Source organism: Spirosoma sordidisoli (genome assembly GCF_004138325.1).
Classification (GTDB): Bacteria; Bacteroidota; Bacteroidia; order Cytophagales; family Spirosomataceae; genus Spirosoma; species Spirosoma sordidisoli.
Genome location: NZ_SBLB01000016.1, coordinates 26014 through 45734, shown reverse-complemented (window position 1 = coordinate 45734; position 19721 = coordinate 26014). Strand labels below are relative to the sequence as shown.

15 protein-coding genes are annotated in these 19721 nt (G+C 62.1%); all 15 read left to right on the top strand.

Annotated elements, in window-relative coordinates; all coding sequences use genetic code 11:
- Position 1: 1 nt before the first annotated feature.
- The 15 genes from EQG79_RS30285 to EQG79_RS30215 all read left to right on the top strand — a co-directional run bounded on the left by EQG79_RS30285 (position 2) and on the right by EQG79_RS30215 (position 19702).
- Positions 2-1405: a PBSX family phage terminase large subunit gene (locus tag EQG79_RS30285; protein WP_129606927.1), complete on the top strand. Its 1404-nt coding sequence runs from the start codon at positions 2-4 to the stop codon at positions 1403-1405.
- Between the two features lie 42 nt (positions 1406-1447).
- On the top strand, positions 1448-2413 hold the full coding sequence (locus EQG79_RS30280) for a hypothetical protein (RefSeq protein WP_129606925.1): 966 nt from the start codon (positions 1448-1450) through the stop codon (positions 2411-2413).
- On the top strand, positions 2406-2873 hold the full coding sequence (locus tag EQG79_RS30275) for a hypothetical protein (protein WP_129606923.1): 468 nt from the start codon (positions 2406-2408) through the stop codon (positions 2871-2873). The genes EQG79_RS30280 and EQG79_RS30275 overlap by 8 nt, the downstream gene beginning before the upstream one ends.
- Positions 2870-3385 (top strand): hypothetical protein, encoded by a 516-nt coding sequence (locus tag EQG79_RS30270; protein WP_129606921.1) that lies wholly within the window; start codon positions 2870-2872, stop codon positions 3383-3385. The genes EQG79_RS30275 and EQG79_RS30270 overlap by 4 nt, the downstream gene beginning before the upstream one ends.
- Before the next feature lie 93 nt (positions 3386-3478).
- Positions 3479-4207 carry a hypothetical protein gene (locus EQG79_RS30265; protein WP_129606919.1) on the top strand — a complete coding sequence of 243 codons (729 nt, stop codon included), beginning with the start codon at positions 3479-3481 and terminating at the stop codon, positions 4205-4207.
- 93 nt (positions 4208-4300) lie between these two features.
- Positions 4301-4645: a hypothetical protein gene (locus EQG79_RS30260; protein ID WP_129606917.1), complete on the top strand. Its 345-nt coding sequence runs from the start codon at positions 4301-4303 to the stop codon at positions 4643-4645.
- 125 nt (positions 4646-4770) lie between these two features.
- Complete coding sequence (locus EQG79_RS30255) at positions 4771-10611, top strand: tape measure protein (RefSeq protein ID WP_129606915.1); 5841 nt, start codon at positions 4771-4773, stop codon at positions 10609-10611.
- Positions 10608-12536, top strand: a complete 1929-nt coding sequence (locus EQG79_RS30250) for a hypothetical protein (RefSeq protein ID WP_129606913.1) — start codon at positions 10608-10610, stop codon at positions 12534-12536. Before EQG79_RS30255 ends, EQG79_RS30250 begins: the two co-directional genes overlap by 4 nt.
- Before the next feature lie 24 nt (positions 12537-12560).
- Positions 12561-15029: a hypothetical protein gene (locus tag EQG79_RS30245; protein WP_129606911.1), complete on the top strand. Its 2469-nt coding sequence runs from the start codon at positions 12561-12563 to the stop codon at positions 15027-15029.
- A 22-nt stretch (positions 15030-15051) separates the two neighbouring features.
- Positions 15052-16443 (top strand): hypothetical protein, encoded by a 1392-nt coding sequence (locus tag EQG79_RS30240; RefSeq protein ID WP_129606909.1) that lies wholly within the window; start codon positions 15052-15054, stop codon positions 16441-16443.
- 5 nt (positions 16444-16448) lie between these two features.
- Entirely contained in the window at positions 16449-16979 is a 531-nt protein-coding gene (locus EQG79_RS30235) for a hypothetical protein (protein WP_129606907.1), read from the top strand.
- Entirely contained in the window at positions 16979-17449 is a 471-nt protein-coding gene (locus EQG79_RS30230) for a DUF1353 domain-containing protein (protein ID WP_129606905.1), read from the top strand. The genes EQG79_RS30235 and EQG79_RS30230 overlap by 1 nt, the downstream gene beginning before the upstream one ends.
- Positions 17450-17455: 6 nt before the next feature.
- Entirely contained in the window at positions 17456-17713 is a 258-nt protein-coding gene (locus tag EQG79_RS30225) for a hypothetical protein (RefSeq protein WP_129606903.1), read from the top strand.
- Positions 17706-18662 carry a hypothetical protein gene (locus tag EQG79_RS30220; protein ID WP_129606901.1) on the top strand — a complete coding sequence of 319 codons (957 nt, stop codon included), beginning with the start codon at positions 17706-17708 and terminating at the stop codon, positions 18660-18662. The genes EQG79_RS30225 and EQG79_RS30220 overlap by 8 nt, the downstream gene beginning before the upstream one ends.
- A 101-nt stretch (positions 18663-18763) precedes the next feature.
- Positions 18764-19702, top strand: coding sequence for a hypothetical protein (locus tag EQG79_RS30215; protein ID WP_129606899.1), 939 nt, complete (start codon positions 18764-18766; stop codon positions 19700-19702).
- Positions 19703-19721: the final 19 nt, after the last annotated feature.

Below are 19721 nucleotides of genomic sequence, written 5' to 3'. Positions count from 1 at the left end.
CATGGCCACCGCCCCCCGCATCCCGATCATTACCGAACCCGGCCCCAGTGGGGTGCCCCTGGTCGGCCCCACCGTGGACGTGTCCAAGCGGGGGAAGCGGTTTCTGCCGGTCTATCACCAGATCAAGCGGGCCACGACGCCGTATATCGTCAACATGGGGGGCGGGGGTTCGGGCAAATCCTACGGTACCTCCCAGTGGCTCGTTAAGCGCCTGTTCAGCCGCAAAGAGAAGCTGCTCATTATCCGGAAATTCGCCACCTCCCTCAACGACTCGGTAATTGCCCAGTTCCGGGAGGAAGCGCTGCCCTTCTGGGGCATGAAGGAGGGCGTCGATTACAAATACAACAAGACCAATCGAACGCTGCTGACGGCCAACGGCTCGCAGGTCCTGTTCCGGGGGTTGGACAACCCCGAAAAATTCAAGTCGATCTCGGGGGTTACAATGGTCTGGATCGAGGAGGCCACCGAAATCAGCGAGAAGGAATTTATGATCCTTGACGACCGCATACGCGGTACGCCAACGGTCATTCTGACCTATAACCCGATCTCGGAACGCCACTGGCTCAAGGCCCGCTTCCACCATCCCGACGACCCCTACAAGCGGGGGGTTAACGAGGACGTGACGGTAATTTTCTCGACCTACCTGGATAACCCCCTGGTCGGGGAAAAATACGTCAAGTCGATGAACTGGTACCGGGAACACAACCCGGATCACTACCGGGTCTACGGCCTGGGGCAGTTCGGGTTGATCCGGCCGGAAAACCCCTATTTCACGGCCTACAAGCCTACCCTGATGCTGGGGGAGCCGGTGTTCGATACGGCCTACCCGCTGGTTTACATCTCGGCCGACTTCAACATCAAAAACTCGTTTCTGGTCAGCCAGCACTACGAAGGCGAACGGGTCAACTACTACGAAATGCTACACGGCACCTCCGACCTGGAGGGCATGTGTTCGGCCCTGGCCGATCGGTTCAAAAACTACCGGATTTACTTCACCGGCGACGGATCGGGTAACAACGGCTCCGCCCTGACGACGGGCAACGCCAGCGCCTGGTCCCTGATCGAACAGCATTTCCGGGCCGCCGGGGCTTACCACCTGGATTTTGCCTCCGTACCCACCGGCAACCCATCGACGGCCTCCAGCCGCCACACCTGCAACGCCCTGATGGCCCACTTTGGGGGGAATCTGCAGATCAGCCGATCGGGCTGCCCGCTGCTCTGTGACGACCTGGAGCGCATGATGGCCCTCAACGACGGATCACTCGACAAAAAGGACTGCAACAAACACAATTACGGCCACGCGGGCGATACGATGCGCTACGACCTGATGCACTTCGAGCTGAACACGTTTGAACGCCTGGGGCTGATGCGCAAATTCAGCCGCGCCAGCCACCAGGCCGCTTAAACGATACCGATAGTTATAGTTAACCTCTTTTCCCAACTACCCATGACGAGTAACCCCTTCCTTACCGCAGTCGGCCTGTCGGCCACCACCCACCCCAATGCCGCCCTGCAGTGCGACAGCCTGCCGGGCATGTCCGTGGAATTGGTCGAAAACCTGCGATCTGAGAGCGCAACGTCTTTGTTTGACCGATTACAGCCCGCTACGCTGAATAAGCTCGCTACGGGCCTGGAATCGGCCCTAAAATGCAATGCCAGCTTTCAGCACGTCCTGGCCCGCACCACGCGCAGCCTGCCCCGGCCCTTATTCACCCAGCCGCTCGTCACGGCGGTACCGGCCAGTCAAACGGCCGTCCGGCTGATTGCCCAGTTTCCCCAGGCCGAGAGCTGCGTTCTCATCGAGCGGGTAACGGCCAACGTCGGCCTGCAGCCCGATACCGTCCACGCGGCCGAGCTGGTCGTCGTCGATACGGCCTACCAGGTCGAGCACCTGCGCAAGCTGGTCAGTCTGCGCAACGGGGCCAATTCGTTCCGGCTGGGCCTGCGGGTGCCGCTGACGGACGAACATACCGAGCTGGCCGTTTACCTGGAGTCCGCGGAGGGCGAGCTGATCAGCCTGCGGCCGGTCGAGCCGATGGTCAGCGGCCAGCCCGATTACCTGCGGTTTGGGTCGGCCCATTCGGCCGGTACCCTCCTGCACATCGACGCGGCCGTAGAGTGTGATTTTACGGCCGTACTGGCCCGCTACGTCGATCGGCTGGTCTGGCCCTACCTCTACACGCTGGCCGCCCAGGTGCTCGACGAAAAGCTCAGCAGTAACCTCCTCAACGTGTTCACCAACACCAATCGGACCGATACCCTCGATCGCAAAAAAGACTTTGAGATTGAAGCCGCCAAACAGCTCGATCTGGCCGTCAGTTTGATATTTCGGGATTTGCAGGAATCGGGTTCCGCCTTTCTAACCGTCACGCAGGAGGATCAACACGGCCTCCACCTGGGCAGCTATGTATAAACTCCTGACCAACGCCGAACGGGTCCTGATGGAGGAGCTGATGCGCATCCGGAAGATCGAGATCGCCCGGCCGCTGATCCTGGCGGCCGGTGCCCTCGAAACCCGCAACGCCGTGGCCGATCGCATCCAGGACAAAGGCCTCAACTCGGCCGGTCAGCCCATGCGCACCCAGGCCGCCCGGCAGCAGGGGGCGTATTCGGCCCGCCACGGCCACGACCGGCTCCGGCGTAACCTGCAGATCGGCCGGGTCGATTACACCTTTACCGGCCGGATGATGGAGAACTGGTCGGTCATGGTCCGCACCAACGGCAACGTAGCCCTGGGGTTCCGGGATGCCCAGGAGGCCGAGAAAGCCGCCGAGCTGGCCGATTACCACGGCCCGGCCTTTGATCCCACCCCCGCCGAGATTGAATTGAGTACTGATCTGATCGCCAAAAAAACCGCTGAATTAGTCCGATGAACGACGTACTACCCCGCCTGCAGGCCTTCGAAGAAGCCATCCGGCAGAAACTCCTGTTGGCCCTGCCCCACGACGCTCCGCCCCCGCGCTGGCAGCAAATGGGCCTGGTCCGCGCCTATTTCGACCAGGCCACCGGCCGGTTTGCCTTTCAAAGCGTCAACGCCAGCGGCTCCGATCGGGTGAGCCGGGCCGTACCCGATCTGAGCCATGACCTGGTGACCGCCCACCAGCTCGAAGCCGCCCGGCCGGTGCACGGCCGCACCTACGGGAGCCTGGCCAGCAACGGCCGCGAACTGCGCCTGTCGATGCTGGGCCTGGGCCGAATTCCCGACGTTCGGGACGTGATCTGGGAGGTCATTCAGACCCAGCCCCACCTACGCCTGGAGTCGATGGAGCTGAACACCCTGCGGGTTTTATCGGCGGACTGGAACCTCCAGCTCACGGCCGAAAAAAATATCGACCCCTCCGTAGATGCGTGGAAGCTGGTTTATTCCATTTTCGGCTGTGGCTAGGGTTTACACGTTTTACTTTTTTTAGGCCGATTTAGTAAGTTTGTAGATACTACAATCGTTTCTTTTCATGGTTTTACATCAATCCGCTCGTTAATGAACAAATACTTTAAGGAGGCTCTCGAAGCGGGGCACCTTTGCCCGGTCGTGTTGCCGAACGGGCAAAATTTAGAACTTCCTGATACCGAAGGGCGTACTGTGAAGTATTATTTTGCGGGTGAAGATCACGTGTACCTCTACGGCCAGCGGTTTATGGCCATTACCGATCTGGCCCGATTGCACAATGAACTGCGTATAAATCCCGAGTACACCCAGGCCCATAACGCGGCCGTTGAGGATCTGCTGACGGCCGCCCTGATGCTGGTACAGACCGACCCCAAAAAGGCCACCCAGGCCATTGCCGACGTGCGTACCCTGCACGCCCGCTTTACCGAGCGGAGCCGGTTGAGTCTCGATCTCGAACAGTTTTACGATCTGGTAGCGGCTACCCTGTTTACCGAGGACGAAGACCCCCGCACCTGGGAGCTGAGCCAGAACGTGCGCAAAAAACAACACGTCATGCGCTTTCCCGAACTCTACGATTTTTTTTTGCAGCAGCCATTGAGCCGTTTCATACCCTGGCCCGTGCTATTCGATCCAGCTACCAGGAACTTAGCGAAGGATCGCTCGATCCTGGAGGCCTACGACTGGGCACTACTGCAGCACAAGTACTCTGGGAGTGGGCTAGAAGCCGCTACGCTCTCCACTATAGCATCGCGGGGGGCGACCCTCAACGCCTGGACTGGCTTGTTAATCAATCAATCGAACCCTATTGCGAGTACCTGACCAACTGGCTCCGCAACCGCCCCAAGGTCACCCCCGAGATTGCCACACCAACCCCGGCATAATCTCCCCACTTAGTCAACCTATTACGAGTACATGGTAACCACTTTTACCTCTCAATCCCTCCAGGATTATCCCCTGTCACCCTACCAGCACCGGGTAGTTGGTGAGCTGCGCGTCCTTAAACAGTACCTGCGCGAAGTACACCATACCGATCTGCTGGAACTGGCCCAGACTGATTCGATTGAACTGGTCAAGGATTGTTTTCACCAGTTCGTCGTGTTTCTCAGCGGTACGGCCCCCCTGGCCGTATGGTACGACGATTTTAAGACCTATGCCAACGAATTGCTGGCCTGGCTGGCCCGCCCCGCCTGGCACACCGACTGGGCGGTGATGTCGCCGGAATTTCTCGATTACGCCCGCGCCATCAACGCCGACTGACCCCTCTCATTGACCGTCTCCGCGCCCGGATTGCTTAGCAGTTCCGGGCGTTTTTTTTGCGTTATTTGTTGCTATCATTTGCAGAATGATACTAACAAACGGCCCCGCCGTCCAACCTTCCTCCCATGCGTACCGAACAGATTTTCTTAGAATGGCAGGCCTCTTCCAACCTGGGCACGGTCGAGCAGCAGATGGAGCGGCTGATCGAGTTGGCCCGAACCCAGAGCACCGTTGTAGCTCAGGAGGTGGCCAACATCAACCTCCAGTACGACAAGCAGCGGGCGGCCCTGCGCGAAAATGAACGGCTGGCCATCGAGATTGCCAAGCAGACCACGGCCGCCCAGAAAACCGAATTAGCCGAACGGCTGGCTCAGACCAAAGCCGCCGAGGAGCGCATGACGGAGGCCACCAAACAGGCCGAACGGCAGCGCACGGCCGAAAGCGCGGCCCTGGCCCGGCAGGCTACCATTGAGTTCATCGAGCAGCAGCGGCAGACCACGGCCGCCCTGGAAACGGCCAACAAACAGCGGCTCCTCAACGAGAAGGCCACCCTCGACGCGGCCAACCAGGCCGCCCGGCAGGCGGGCAACGAACAGCAGGCCATCCTGCGGGCCGATCTGCGGGAACAGCAGGCCGCCCGCGACGCGGCCAGCCGCGAAGCCCTGATTTCGCTCAAAGCCGACGAGGACCGGGCCACGGCCGCCCGGAAGGCCGAACTGACGGAGCAAACCCTGGCCATCAAAGCCGCCCTCCAGCAGCAGACCGACGCCTACAAAGCCGAGCAGCGGGAGCAGCTCCTGGCCATGCGCCAAACCAAAACCGGCGTCGATGAAATCGTGTCGGGCCTGCGCGATATGCGTACCATCGTCGGGGCGTCCTTCTCGCTCTACGAGGTAATCCAGTTCAGCAAACAGATCATCGACGCCAAAACGGAGGTCGATAGATTCAAAATGGGGCTAACCCAGATGATCGGCTCGAAACGGGAGATGAACGACCTCTACGTGCAGACCATTCAACTGGCCAACGAAACCCCCTTCGAGGTCGAGAAACTATTCGATACGGTGTTTACCCTCAAAGGGATGGGCGTAGCGACCCAGGAGCTGATTCCGACCCTGGAAGCGCTGGGGAACATGGCCGCCGTGGCCGGGCAGGAAAAGCTACCCCTGATTGCCAAAGCGTTCACCGATACGATGAACAAGGGCAAACTGATGAAACAGGAAATCAATCAGTTTGCCGAGAACGGGATTCCGCTCTACGACCTGCTGGCGGCTTCGATGGATAAACCCCGCGAGGCCATTATCAAACTGGCCGAAAACCACGAGATCTCCTTTGCCCAGGTCAAAAAGGCCATTATGGATGCCTCCCAGGAGGGCGGTCGCTATTATCAGATGATGGCCATTCAGGCCGAAACCCTGGGCGGCCAGGTGTCCAACCTGAAAGACCGCTTTTTCGTGGCCAAGGCCATTGTCGGGGATTATTTCGAGGAAGGCCTGGGCAAGTCCGTTACCGGCCTGAAAAGCCTGGTCGTCAACCTGGCCGGGTCCGATTCGGCCATCAAACGCACCGTCACCTACACCGAGGCCCTGCTGATCCTGTGGGGGTCGTGGACGCTGGCCAACTCGCGCCTAATAGCGTCGCTGACGGCCCAGCGCACGGCCATGGTAGCGGCATCGGTGGCGACGACGGCCTACAACGCCATTGTGGGCACCTTCTACCTGGTTATGATTACGGCGACGGGCTTTACCGATCTGTTCACGGCCGCCCAGGTCCGCTCCGCCGTGGCGGCCCGCGCCATGTGGGCCAGCCTGGCGGCTAACCCGATCGGGTTGGTTATCGGTCTGGTCGGCACCGCCGTAGCGGCCTATACCGCCTGGTCGGCCGCTACCGAGAAGGTGACTACCGTAGTAACCGATCAGCACGTAGCCCTGGAGCGCGAACGCAAAGCCATGGAGACGGCCATCGAGAACACCATGCAGCTTGAAATAGGCACCAAAGGCCGCATTGCGGCCGTGCAGATGCTCATCAACAAGTACCCCGATTACTTCGCCGGGATGCAGGCCGAGGCCGTCACCAACGAGCAGCTGCGCACCACCCTGGAACGGGTGAACGGGTCCTACCGTACCCGCATCGAACTGGCCGCCGAGGCCTACCGGGCCGAGCTCAACGAAGAAAAGTTCAAGGGGCTGGTCAAGCGCACCCAGGAGATTATGGACCTGGCCAAAGAACGGCTGCCCAAGGAGCTAATGATTCTCATTGACGGCGATCCCAAAAAACTTCTCGACGCCATCGACGGCATCCCCAAGTACGCCGACATGCTCAACGGCAAAAACGCCGGGTACTGGAAAACGATCGGCAACCAGTGGAGTGATATGTGGCAGGGCCACAGTCATAGCGTTCTGAAATCCCTCCAGGAAGCCCAGAAGGGCATGAACGCCTACGAGGAGGAGCTGAAAGCCGGGGAGAATCGTAAGGCCAAAATCCGGGCCGACGCCCTGGCGGAAGATCTGGCCACCGAGCGGGACCGGCACACCAAAGTACTGGCTCAGCTCAAAGCCGCCAACGATCATTCCGTCAAGGACGAGGCCGAATACCGCGCCAAGCGGGCCAGTGAGGAAAAACTCTTTGCCGACAACATGCTCCGTATCCAGGGGAAAACCCACCAGGATAAACAAACCAACGAGGAAGGGCACGGGGGCAAGATGAAAGCCATTACCCTCAACTCCCAGGCCGCCATTCGACTGGCGCAGCTGCAGTTCGACGCCGACAGTTTGTTTAACCAGATCGAGCGGATCAAAGCCCAGGAGAAAGTCGAAACCGAAGCCGTCAATAAGCAATACGTCAACAGCAAAGCCAGCCAGGCCGAGCTGGCGGGCATCCGGGCGGAAGCCCTGGGGCAGATTCAGCAAATCCACGCCAAGGCCGTAGCCGACGAAAACGCCCTGCGTCGGCAGGCCGCCCTCGACCTGCTCAAATCGGCTCAGCAAAACGTGGACATCGAACGCGACGCGGCCGAGGCCATCGTGGCCGCCAACCAGAAAAGCAAAGCCGAGATCAACCGGGAGAACAAAGCCGCCAAGGCCGAGCAGATTAAGGACGCCCGCGAAATCGCCAAGGAAATCAGCGATTCGCAGGCCGAGATCCAGCGACTCCATACCGAAACGGCCCAACTGCAACGCCGAGCCCACCGGGACCAGATCGGGCTGATCTTCGACATGGTGGGTCAGCTCGACGGCATGAACGGGAGCATGTTGCAGGGGATCAAAGCCTTCTACAGTCAGTGGGACGTGCTCAGCGGAGCCAGCCGATCGGCGGCTCAGCAACGCTACGACGAGGCCGATAAGGAGCAGGCCCGCTACCTGAATATGTTCCTGGCCGGGGATAAGGAAGCCGAAGCCATGGCCGCCAAAATGGGGGTCGCCAAAGCCAAGGCCCAACAGGATATTGCGCAGATTGACGCGGCCACCCAGACGGCCGCCCTGGGGCTGGTGTCGATGATCCTGCAACTGGCTAAGCAGTTGTTCGAGACAATGAACCAGATGCACACCGACACCTACCAGGCGATTTCTACCGCCATGGAGCAGTCGATCGAGCTGAACCAGCAGTACTTCGGGACGCTGATGGACATCGAGAAAAGCAACCTCGACGCCCTGCTGCTGGTCTACCAGGACAACTACGCGCAGCGCAGCCAGCTCATCAGCGAGTTTTACGATCGGCAGCGCGAACTCGTCAACGCCCGCGACGTGATGGACGATCTGCTGGCCACCAACAAGGCTTACGCGGACGCCCTGCTGGCGGCCGGTCGGGATACGGTGTGGAATCACCGCAAGTACAAGGCCGAGATGGCCGAGGCCGAAATCACCATCGAGCGGGATAAATACATGCGTCAGCAGCAGATGCTGATCAATCAGGCCGAAATCGACAAGGCGCAGGCCGAGCAGGAATTGCAGGAAAAAATCGCCCGCATTGATGCGTTCGTAGCCTACCAGAAAAAAGCCATCGAGGAGGAGATTCAACTCCTCAAAGATGGCCACGCCATCAAGTCGGCCGATCTGAAAGCCGCCCTCGACGCCGATCTGCTGGCCCTAAAAAACCGCTACGACAGCGAAACGGCGCTTAATAAGGCCGCCGTCGAGGAAGTCAATACGGCTTATAAAACCAACACGACCAACCTTAAATCCGCCCTCGATGCCGACCTGGCCGAGCTTAAAGTCAACTACGACGCCCGCAAACGGCAGTACGAGGACGACGTGGCCAATGTCAAGTCGGCCTCCGAGGAGCGTATGGCCGCCGTGCGGGCCGAACAGGAAGCCGAGAAGGCCGCCCTGCAGGAAACCTACGCCCTCAAGCAGCAACTCAACGAGCAGGAGAAAGCCGATGAGGTGGAAACCGTTGGTATTCTCGATCGCGTCCGGAGTGAAGCCCTGGAGCGGTACCGGGCCGACGAGGTAGCCCGGATCACGGCCACCCGCGACCGGATTCTTTCGACGCTCACCGACGAGGGCGAACGCGCCCAGGTCACGGCCGAATACGACCGCCAACTGGCCGCCCTCCACGAAACCGTCGAGCAGGGCAAGCTCGACAAAACCAAAGGGGTATCGCTGGCCTCGACCCAAATCCGCAACGAGGAGAAAGCCGAAGCCGAACGGCTCAAAACCGAGGAGAAGGCCGCCCTGGAAGCCCTGGAGGATAAATTTCAGGCCAAATTCAAAGCCCTTACCGAGGAACGCGACCGGACCCTGCAAACCCTCAAAGATGCCCAGGATGCCCGCGACCTGGCCTACCAGGCCGCCCGCGATAAACGGGAGGATGAATACCAGGCCCGGTTCGACAAACTCACGGCCGATCGGGACACGACCCTGCAGAAGTTTAAGGATGATCAGGAAGCCCGCGACCTGCAGTACAAGCAGGATAAAGAACGGCTCGAAACCGATCTGAAGAACAAGCTGGCCACCCTGGAAACGGAACTGGCCGGGAAGATCAAGGTGCTCCAGGATCAGATCAAAGCCAACGAGATCAAAGCCGCCTGGGACAAGTCCAAGGCCAATGAAACGTATGCCTCCGACGTGCTGGCCGCCAACCAAGCCATTTTTGCCGCTACCAAGGCCATGAAGATTGCCGAGCTGCAGGCCGAAATCGCCATCCTCAAAGCCAAACGCAACTGGTTCAACGCCGGGAAAATCAATGCCGCCATCGACGACATTAACGCGGCCATCGGGGAAATAGCGGGCATCAATTTCAACGGGGGCGGCCCGCCGGTGGTGAGCACCCCGGCCCAGGGCGGTTCCGGATCGGTGCAGACCCGTTCGGAGGGCGAGCTGCGCTACATGGTCGATATGAACGCGGCCGGTGCCCGCGACAAAGTAACCGGCGGGCCGGGTCGGCCCATCCGGGAGGATAATTTGCAACTGCTCGACGAGGGCGCACCGACCAACCTCTACAAGGATGGGAAGGCCGTCGTGCTCTACTACAACGTGGACGGCAAACGCCACAAACTCAACGATTCGGCGGGTAACATCGTCTGGGTCGCCTTCGCCAACGGCTACATTCCGGAAACCGGCGAGTACTTCGCCAAAGGAACCGAGTTCGTCGATCGCGCCGGTCGCCATCCGGCCGGGATCGACACGGTACCGGCCATGCTGACCAGGGGCGAGCGCGTCCTGACCCAGGCCCAGAACGCGGCCCTGGCCGGGATCTCCAACAACGAACTCGTTCGCCGGGCACTGCTCATGGATCAGATTCAGCAGGCGGCCCCCATGCTGCTCAATAACCCGGTCGCTATGGGCCAGCTCACGGCCGAGGTTATGCCCTGGGATATGGGGTCCGTGCTCGATAAGCTGTCCTCCCTCCACGACGCCCTGGCCGATCAGCCCCGCCTGCATATCAACATGGACGAAACGGGCTTTACCCGATCGCTCTACACCGGCCAGGCCATTACGGACTACCACCAAAACCTGCTTATTCGATGATTCGTTGTTTTCTGGATAACCAGGAGGTAGCCTCGCCCCAGGGCCTGGACTACCTCCAGTTTAAAAAGGTGCGCCACCGGACATTCTGGGGCTTTACCTACCGCCAACTGGGGTTCGTCGATGGCCTCAACAGCCTCGACTTTGCCGAACCCCGAACGGTCGATTACCTGCGGGCCGTCTACGCCCGCCACGGCGTTCTGGGGCAAACCCGGTTCCGGATCGAGTCGGACAGTGAGGGCACCCTCTACGACGGCTGGATCAACTACAGCCAGTCCCAGCGCAACCCTGGCCGCTTCGCCGTGGCCCTGCGCGACGACCAGGCCACGGCCCAGCTTGAAAGCCAGTCGGTGCTGCAGTACGCGCTGGCCGTCCGGGAAACGATCGCCCTGGCGGGGCGACCCCTCGACGGCCCGGCCAACCTGACCCTCGACGCGCTGCGGGCCGTCGTGAGCACGTCGCTGGCTCAACCCAGGGCGTTGGCCCATTCGTTGCCCGTTATGCCCGTCAGCGACAAAGAGCAGCCCGTAGCGGGCCGGTTGGTGACGGGCAGCGATCCGTTGGCCCGGACGCCCTGCTATATCAACGAAACCCCCGGCCCCCTGACGGTGAGCCTGCGGGGCAGTTTCTCGGTCAACCCCCAGGCCAGTGCGGGGGGGCTGGTCACCTACCGGCTGCGGGTCGGGGGGGTGACCCAGCCCCTCGCCCAGCTCAGCCTGGCCGACCTGGCCGGGAGCGGATCGGTGAAAACCGTCGCCATCGACCGCACCCTGACCGTACCCCCCGGTGAAAGCCTGTACCTGGAGGCCGTCACGGACGCGGAGCTGAGCCGCTACGTCTTTACCTATTCGGCGGTTCGGCTGGCCCTCGAACGCGTCGAGGCCAGCCCGCCCAGTGTCGCCCTGGGCCTGTCGGTCCGGGCCGCCCTGATCGACTTGATCGGCCAACTGACCGACCACCGGCTGCGGGTGCAGGTGGAGGGGCTGGACGATTTGTTTCTCACCAACGGGGCCTGTCTGCGGGGCGTACCCCGGCCGCTGCTGGTCAGCCTGCGGAGTTTATTCGAAGGCCTGAACGGGTTGTTTAATCTGCAGCTCGATTGCCAGGGTGGAACCGTATTCATTCGGCCCAAAGCGCACCTGTGGACGAAAGGCCAGCGGAGCGCGGTAAACCGGGTAACCGGCTTCATCGAGCGGCCCAACCTCGAACTGATCCCGTCCGAAATTCGGCTTGGTTTCCAGCAGGGGGCTGCGGCCAACCTGATTTCGGGCCTGGAAGTGCATACCGCCCGCGTCTACGGGGGGGAGGTGACCACCGAGCGGAATCCGCTGGACATCACCTCGGCGCTCATCGGTTCCTCGTCCCGGATCGAGCAGCAACGGCGGAAGCAGTTCGAGGCCAGCGGGGGCGGCTCGACCCGCAACGATGCCGACGACGAAGCCCTGTTTGTGATCTGCACGGCAGGCCTCGATCCGGCCGGTCACTACCGGCCCGCCGGATTAACCGGCATTGATCACCTGGCGGGGCTGATCGACGCCCCAACGACCTATAACCTGCGCATTACCCCCCGCCGGTGTCTGGAGCGCTGGCGGTGGCTGCTGACCGGATCGGGCCGCCTGCGGCTGGTCAGCAGTGAGCTGCGGGCCGAGGTCAGCAGCCGCTACGCGACGGAGGCCGCCCTCCTCTCGGAAAACCAAGCCGTTATCGACCAGGCCCGCACGATCCCGGACGCCTGGCTGGTGAAAGCCGCCCAGACCATGGCCGAATTTCACAGTCTGCGGGACTGGGTAGGGCTGGCCGATGGCCGCGTTGGCCTGCTGATGGAGGCTACCTGGCGCTACAGCGACAGCGGCCCCACCACCGATCTGCTGCTCTGGGACGTGCCGCCCCCGCCCGGTGTGGCCCCGCTGACTCATTCTCTGCTTTAACCATTCCCCGTAAACCATCCCTGTATGACCCCATTTACCCATTTTGTGCGGCTCGTACCCTACGCGCCCACGCCCAACGTGTACCAGGCCTGGCAGGAGCCGGATCTGCTCCGGGCGGCCGAAGCCCAGCCCGACATGCCCGTGATCGCCGGGGATACCCTGCGGTTTTTAGTGCCGTATTCCGCCCTGGGCAAACGCCCCGAACAGGACGTAAACCGGCTGGCGTTCTACTGGGTCAGGCACCGGACCGATCCGCTGGCCCCCGAACAGTTCGACCCCGCGCCCTGCGGGCGGCTGCGGTTGCAGGACGGGGCCAATTACGCCGAAATCCGCCTGCAGGTATCGGCGGCCCCCGCCCCCGGCGAATACCGTCAGTTTGCCCTCTGCTACGAACAGGGCGGCCAGCAGCGGCCCATACTGGGCACGTTCCGCTACCAGACCCCGCCCGAAGGCGTGAGCCTGACGGCCTACATTGACGCCATCCGGGCGCATTACGTCGGCTATCCCTATACGCCCGTTACGGTGGACGTGCGGGGCAATGAGCTATTAATCCGGGCGTTCCATTCGAGCCGCTTCCGGCTGGGACACGTGCCGCTGCAGATCGGCCTGGGCCAGGTGCTCACGGCCAACCCCAACCAGCCTAGTTTGCACTGGCAGCCGGTGGGCCAGGTCGATCTGCCGGCCGAAGATCGCTACCAGGTCACCGTCTCGGAGGACATCGAGGCCGGGAACACCTTTCAGTTGGCGGGGCGTAGTTACCAGGCCGCCGGTACCGAAGCCCCGGCCGACGTGCTGGCCGCCCTGGGCGTTCCGGACGGGCTGCTCACGCTGCCCGCCGGTACCGACCCCCGCGCCGGGATGCTACCGGGCACCTACAGCCAGCCCAACACCAACCGGCCCAGTCTGCAGCTGTTCTACGAGAACACGGTCGGCGGTACCGACTACTACCGCGTCGAGGTCGGCCCCAGCGTGGCACCGGGCAACCTCTACCAAGTGAGCATCGACGGCCAGCCCACCCAGGCCCGCCTGGCCGGGACGGCCGACACGGCGGCCAGCGTCGCGGCCGTATTTGCCCATTCCGGCGGCAAACTACCCTGCCCGGCGGGTAAGGTACCCCAGGCCGTCGTTGTGGCCGGAAATCGCTTGTTTGCCAACACCAACGCGGCCGCGTTAAGCTGTCGGCTCCTGGAAAGCCTGCCCGCCCGGACCCGAAGCCGCTACGTGTCGGTTATTTCCAGCTCGATCCGGCGGGGAAACCGCTTCGTACTGGGCGATCGGCAGGTAACGGTTCCCACCGATCAGACCAGCCCGGCCGACGTGGCCCGGCTGCTGGACCAGGCCGACTATCCGTTTACGGTCGATCTGGCCGCTGGCCAGACGCCCCCGACTGCCTACGCCGAACCCGGCCCCCGCTACCAGGCCCCCGAGCACCTGGCCGCCGTCGAGCTGATCGCCGGGTCGATCTGGCGGCCCCACGGCCCCCTGGTGGCCGAGGTCCGCGTACCGCGCAGTACCCAGCCCGGCCGCTACCATCTGCACCTGGCTGCGGGCGTCGATGGGCAACGGCTGAACAGCCGGTACGTGAGCACCTTTTTTCAAGTGCTCGACAGCCCCCTCGAAACCGTCCTGCTGCAGTACGGGCCGGGCGAGGGGCCGGGCCTGTGCATGGGCTACGAATACAACGAGCCGGGCCTTATGCAGCAGGTCCGGGTACCCGTCGCGCTGAGCACCGGCAAACAGCGGCAAAAAGAAGCCTGGTCGTCTACCCTCGACCGGATTCCGTTTCGGACCATGGCCAGTGCTGAGCGCGTCCGGACGCTGACGACCGACGCCCAGCCGGAAACCTTTCACCGCGCCCTGCTGGCGGCTCTCAAACACCGCCAGGTGTGGCTCCTGCCACCGGGCGAGGTGCGGCCTATCGAGTACCGTCAGGAGGGCGAATACAAACAAACCGACCTGGGCGGTCGGAGAAACCTGCAACAGGGCCAGGCCGAGCTGGTGGAGGTCCATTCGCTCGTCGATGATCAGCCCTTGGGTCAGGCCGGGGGCCTGCGCGTGGGCGCCGACGCCGACGCCCTGGCCATGGGCCTGGTCCGCGTCGAGCGGGTGGAGGTGCCGGGCGGCATTGCCGTGTACCTCGAAAGTACCACCTCGGGCATGATCCGGCAGATTCGGCCGGGTTCCCTGGTACCGCCCGGCGGCTACCGGCTCCGCGTCCGCTGCGGCCGGGATGCCTTATTGTTGACCGCATTTGTTAATAATATAGCTAATTTGCGAACAACATTAACGGCCGCCAAACTCAACCGGACCGATGAACTGCTGACCCTCAACAGCGAAGCGGTTCTGTCCATTACGAGTGTGTCGCTGGCCAACCTCTACGCCACCCAGCCGCCGACCGAATACCCGCGTGTGCCCATCAACACAACGGTTACCGGCTCGACCAAACCCGCTTCCTCGCCCTTCTCGACCGAGTGGGGGGCGCAGTTCACCTAGTTTATCCAACTCTTTTTTAACTATGACACTTGCCGAACAGTACGCCAACATTGACCGAAACTTCCCGGATGGCCCGGCGGGGAGTATCGGTTCCGCCCAACTCCGGACCCAGCTCAAACTCATGGCCCAGCAGCTGCGCCAGGATGCGACCACCATTACCGGGTGGTCGCCGGTGCTGCGCTTCGCCCAGAACGGAACGCGGGTCGTGGCCCAGGTCGTAGACTGGACCAACGGCCAGGGCGCAAAACCAGCCACCGGCGCGTATTTGGGCCAGGATGGGTTCACCAATGACCTGAACGCGGCCACCGATCTGCGCGGCCCGCAGGGTATCCAGGGCCTGCCCGGCAGCGGGTTTCTGAGCTATGTCAGTGCTCCCAACGACGGCGGGGCCGCCGTTCGGTATCTGCCCGTAGCGATCCTGCCCGCCAGTACCGGAGCCAGCTACGACGTAGCCCGGTTCACGTTCATCATCGGAGCCTTTGCCAGTACCCGGCAGACCATCGAGCTGCAGTGCGGTAACCGGGACGGCTTTGTTTACCGCTGGGCCTCGACGGGACCGGACACGGCCCTGGAAGGAACGAGCGTCGAGGCCTACCGCGACGGGGGCGGAGCGGTCACAGTGTACGTGAAGCTGACCAACCAGTTTAAAACGATCCTAACGCACGTCACCCAGCACCTGGGGCTAACGACCGTATTTAGTGCACTGACCCCCATTGCGGGCAGCCCCGCAGGCACTAAGGTTTTTGACTCGGCCCTGCATAACACCTACCCGCCCATGTTCTTTCTGGATTCGGGCCGTTTCGGGATCAACGGCTTTCCACAGGAAATGGCCCTGGACGTAGCCGACCGCCAGAACAAAGGCGTCGTTGCCGAATTTCGCAACAACACCAACGCCGGGAACGGAGCCCGAGTCCGTTTCCACCAGGGCGGGGTAGCCATCTGGCGGATCGGCGTACCGGGCGGGCAGCGCAACGAGTTCGTGATCGACGGCTGGGGCGGAGGCTCCCATCCCGAACACGTCCGCATCAGCGACAACGGCCAGGTCAACCTGGCGGGCCGCCTGGCGGTTCGGGGTCTTATCGCCATGGGCAACACGCCCACCCTGACGGCCGGGCCGGGCCTGGGGCCGGGGCCGACTATCAGCCTGTGGACCGAATCGAAGGATACAAGCGGGGTGATTACCCTGCGCTGCAACGGCTCCCCCCAGGCCAATGCCGTGCTGGCCACGTTGACGTTTGCCTATTCCAACGAACGCGCCCCCGTCGTCACCCTCACCCCGGCCAGCCCCTACGCGGCTGCGAACCTAAACCGTGTCTGGGTGGAAAGCTCTACGGTCAATTTCAATATCCGTTCCGGAATTACCGGCGTCGATACGGGCGTCGATCTTGTCTTTCATTACCACGCAACCCTCTAAAACCAATGACCACGCAACTCCTTTCTTCCCTGGGCCTGGTAGCCGATCCAAACACCGGCCAGATTACCGGCATTGACCTGGCTATTTCCCCCGGCCCGCTGCTATCGGCCGGGTACGGTCGCCGGGTGCGGCTCCTGCAGCTCACCCTGAGCAGTACCCTCGAAATGACGGCCATTTTCGAGCGGTACATCGTCGATGCCGACGGCAACGACGCCCACCGGCAGGTACAGAACGATGCCAGCCTGCACCCCACCGCCCAGCGCGAACGGCTGACGGTGCTCCAGCCCCTGCAGATTCCGAAAACAACGGCCGGGGCGTACCGATCCAAAACGACCGGGCAGGTGTGCGCCCCCGTCGATGCCGATGGCGAACCCAACCCGGACGCGGTGCCGGAGCTGGCGTTTTTTCAGACCCTGGCCCTGGCTCAGCTCCAGGAGCAGGGCTTACCGCTGACGGGTGCCGAGGGCTACCTGGTGGTGCTGTACCTGATGCTGGCCAACATCATCCGGGAAAAAGACGAACTAGGGGAATTCTGATGGCGGGCGAACTGACCGTGACCAGGGCCTGCCGACACTGGCGGGCCTTGGTCTGGCTCGATTCGGAGACGCCTAAACCCGATCAGATGATTATTGCCCAGGCCCTGCGCGTGGAGCTGTTCGACGGCCGCTGGAGTACCATCCCGGCCCAGATGCTCACCGATTGTCATAGTGGGTACTGGGTGACCGACTGGCTCTGCCCCCGCTACCACAGTCGAACCAACCTGGCGGCCATTACCCACGATTACCTCTACATGCACTGGGAGGCTTTCGTGCGGGAAAATCCCGAGCTGGATACGCTGAGCTGGTCGGCCGCGCAGGCCTACGCCGACCGGGCCTATCTGGACCTAATGACCCGTTTCCCGGCCCGCCAACTGCCCCTCCGGCGGTATCTGTATTACGGCTTTGTCCGCGCCCTGGGCCGCATCAATTTCCGCCATTACCGGCGCATGAACGCACTAACCAACTAAATAACCATGGATAAGAAAGTAAGTCTGTTGGTACCGGATCGAGTGGATCAACTACCAACCCCGAGCGTGAATATTCACGACGGCATCATTATGTACTCGGCCGATCTGCCCGATGGCAGCAGCCTGCGGCTGCTGGTTAACGGCCGCATCCGGACGGCTCAGTTCAGCTACGGCCAGGCCTGGTTCCGGCTGGGTGCGCCCCTGGGCAGTCACTACGTTATTCGGCCCCTGCGGCTGATCGTCGCGGAGGTGGCCAATGCCTAACCTGGCCTACATTCTACCGGGGGGAGCCAAAGCCGGATCGGCCCTGGTGCGGGCCGCCCTCGATGGGGGGGCCGATGGGACGCCCATTCTGATCCACTGGGGCAACGTCCGGCTGGGGCTGGGCTACCTGGCGGGCGGGCGGGTCGAGGTGGTGCTGTCGCGGCCCCTGGCGGCCGACGACATCATTCAGGCCAGCGTCAGCGAACAGGGCACCCAGGCCGGGCCGCCGGTCCGGGTGCTGGGCACCGGCGCGGTGCTGGGGCCGTGGGTGACGCCCACCGAGATTCAGGTTACCGAGGACAACGGGCAGGTGCTCAATTACCCGGCCGTGGCCTTCCAGTCGCAGTACGGATACCTACCGGCCAGCGTCGAGAACACCGAGGGCCTGAGCACGCTCACCTATCCCGAGTTCGTTCCCCTGCCGGTAAACCCGGTCATGTTCGATCTGAACGCTGAGCGGCAGGGTGGCCAGACCACCGTAACGGTGGCCAACGTGCGCAACCAGCGGGGGGGCATCCTGACCCGGTGGAGCGGAGAAACCAACTGGGGCAACGTGCTCAGCAAAGCCTTTACGGTGGCGGGTACCTACACCGTCGAGGTCAAAGGGAGCCAGAACACCGACGCCGAAGCCGTCAACCGGCAACTGGCGGTCACCATCCAGACGCCCCCACCGGCCGCCCCCGCCCCGGACGCCCGGATCGCGTTTTATAGCTGGCGCAATTTCGGGAGCCAGGTCTACCTCTTCGTCAATACGACGGTGGAGATTCAGGCCCAGTGCCCCCAGTCGAGCGATCCGTCCTGGCGCGAGGGCGTCGTCTACGACAATGCCTATCAGCGCGAGGTCCTGTTTGAAAACGTGCCCAACGGAGCCGTGAGCGTCACGATCCGGGTCCGGGGCGAAACCAACCCGGCTAAGTACGTGACGATGAACTTTACCAAGTTCTTTTAACCGGCCTCCGATCGGGGCCTTGTTATGGCTAAAATGTTCGTAATATTGTTGCCAGTATTACGAACATTTTTTTACCTTCCTCTTTATCCAACTTATTTTTTATGGGACTTAAAGACGTTTTGAGCGACATCTCGACCAACGCAGGCGTGTCGTTTCATCAGCCGCAGTCGGGGGTACGGACCCCCGGCTCAAACTACGTGGCCCTGGGCCTGGTGCAGCGCAACGCCATCCCGGATTTTGGCCAGCAGTACACCCCGCCCGGCGGGGGCGCTCCGGTGGCCGTAACGGGGGCCAACATTGTGGGCTTTATCAAGCAACTGGCGTTTCTGGACCGGGCGGTATTCTTCGGGAACGGGATGCTCAGCGGCAAGAAAGGCCTGCCCGAGGGCTACAAGGAATCGGCCAAATACGGCACCCGGACGATGGAGCGGGAAACGGGCGACGTGAAGGAAAACGCGGAGTTTGACTTCAAACACTTCTACCTCAACATCGGCTTTTTCAACGGCCTGCGGTCGCGGCTGCGGCAGTGGGACGTGTACGTATTTACCCAGAGCACGGTATTCTGCCTGCGGTGGGATTCGGACGAGGTGGTATTCCACTCGATCGGTCACCTCATCGACGCCGACATCACCAAGGAGATTGCCGGTAAATTCTCGATTAGCTGGACCTCCGAAGGCGAAAAACAGCCCGTTACGGGCGTGGCCGAGGCCAGCCTGGCCGAGGACACCATGCGCTACAGCTTCGGTGCCGAAGTCGTAACCGGCCTGGTGGCGGTGCCGGGCCAGCCCGACCGCTACACCCTGACGGGAGCCGTGGCGGGCAGCCTGACCCGTACCGTGACCGAAGGGGGTACGGTAACCTACGTAATCTTCCGGGATGCCAAAACGCCCATCACCACCGAGCAGGTGACCATCAACAGCCTGACGGGTAAAGTCGATTTCGCGGCTACCCTGGCTGCGGGCCGCTACACCTTTACGGTCGTAGGCTACAACACCTCGGGCGTATTCGGGAGCTACACCATTACGGTCGATAAGCTCTAGCCGTCGGTCGATCACGAAC

Coding starts and splice junctions, on each gene's coding strand:
- EQG79_RS30285 (WP_129606927.1), top strand. CDS start 2: ATGGCCACCGCCCCCCGCATCCCGATCATTACCGAACCCGGCCCCAGT.
- EQG79_RS30280 (WP_129606925.1), top strand. CDS start 1,448: ATGACGAGTAACCCCTTCCTTACCGCAGTCGGCCTGTCGGCCACCACC.
- EQG79_RS30275 (WP_129606923.1), top strand. CDS start 2,406: ATGTATAAACTCCTGACCAACGCCGAACGGGTCCTGATGGAGGAGCTG.
- EQG79_RS30270 (WP_129606921.1), top strand. CDS start 2,870: ATGAACGACGTACTACCCCGCCTGCAGGCCTTCGAAGAAGCCATCCGG.
- EQG79_RS30265 (WP_129606919.1), top strand. CDS start 3,479: ATGAACAAATACTTTAAGGAGGCTCTCGAAGCGGGGCACCTTTGCCCG.
- EQG79_RS30260 (WP_129606917.1), top strand. CDS start 4,301: ATGGTAACCACTTTTACCTCTCAATCCCTCCAGGATTATCCCCTGTCA.
- EQG79_RS30255 (WP_129606915.1), top strand. CDS start 4,771: ATGCGTACCGAACAGATTTTCTTAGAATGGCAGGCCTCTTCCAACCTG.
- EQG79_RS30250 (WP_129606913.1), top strand. CDS start 10,608: ATGATTCGTTGTTTTCTGGATAACCAGGAGGTAGCCTCGCCCCAGGGC.
- EQG79_RS30245 (WP_129606911.1), top strand. CDS start 12,561: ATGACCCCATTTACCCATTTTGTGCGGCTCGTACCCTACGCGCCCACG.
- EQG79_RS30240 (WP_129606909.1), top strand. CDS start 15,052: ATGACACTTGCCGAACAGTACGCCAACATTGACCGAAACTTCCCGGAT.
- EQG79_RS30235 (WP_129606907.1), top strand. CDS start 16,449: ATGACCACGCAACTCCTTTCTTCCCTGGGCCTGGTAGCCGATCCAAAC.
- EQG79_RS30230 (WP_129606905.1), top strand. CDS start 16,979: ATGGCGGGCGAACTGACCGTGACCAGGGCCTGCCGACACTGGCGGGCC.
- EQG79_RS30225 (WP_129606903.1), top strand. CDS start 17,456: ATGGATAAGAAAGTAAGTCTGTTGGTACCGGATCGAGTGGATCAACTA.
- EQG79_RS30220 (WP_129606901.1), top strand. CDS start 17,706: ATGCCTAACCTGGCCTACATTCTACCGGGGGGAGCCAAAGCCGGATCG.
- EQG79_RS30215 (WP_129606899.1), top strand. CDS start 18,764: ATGGGACTTAAAGACGTTTTGAGCGACATCTCGACCAACGCAGGCGTG.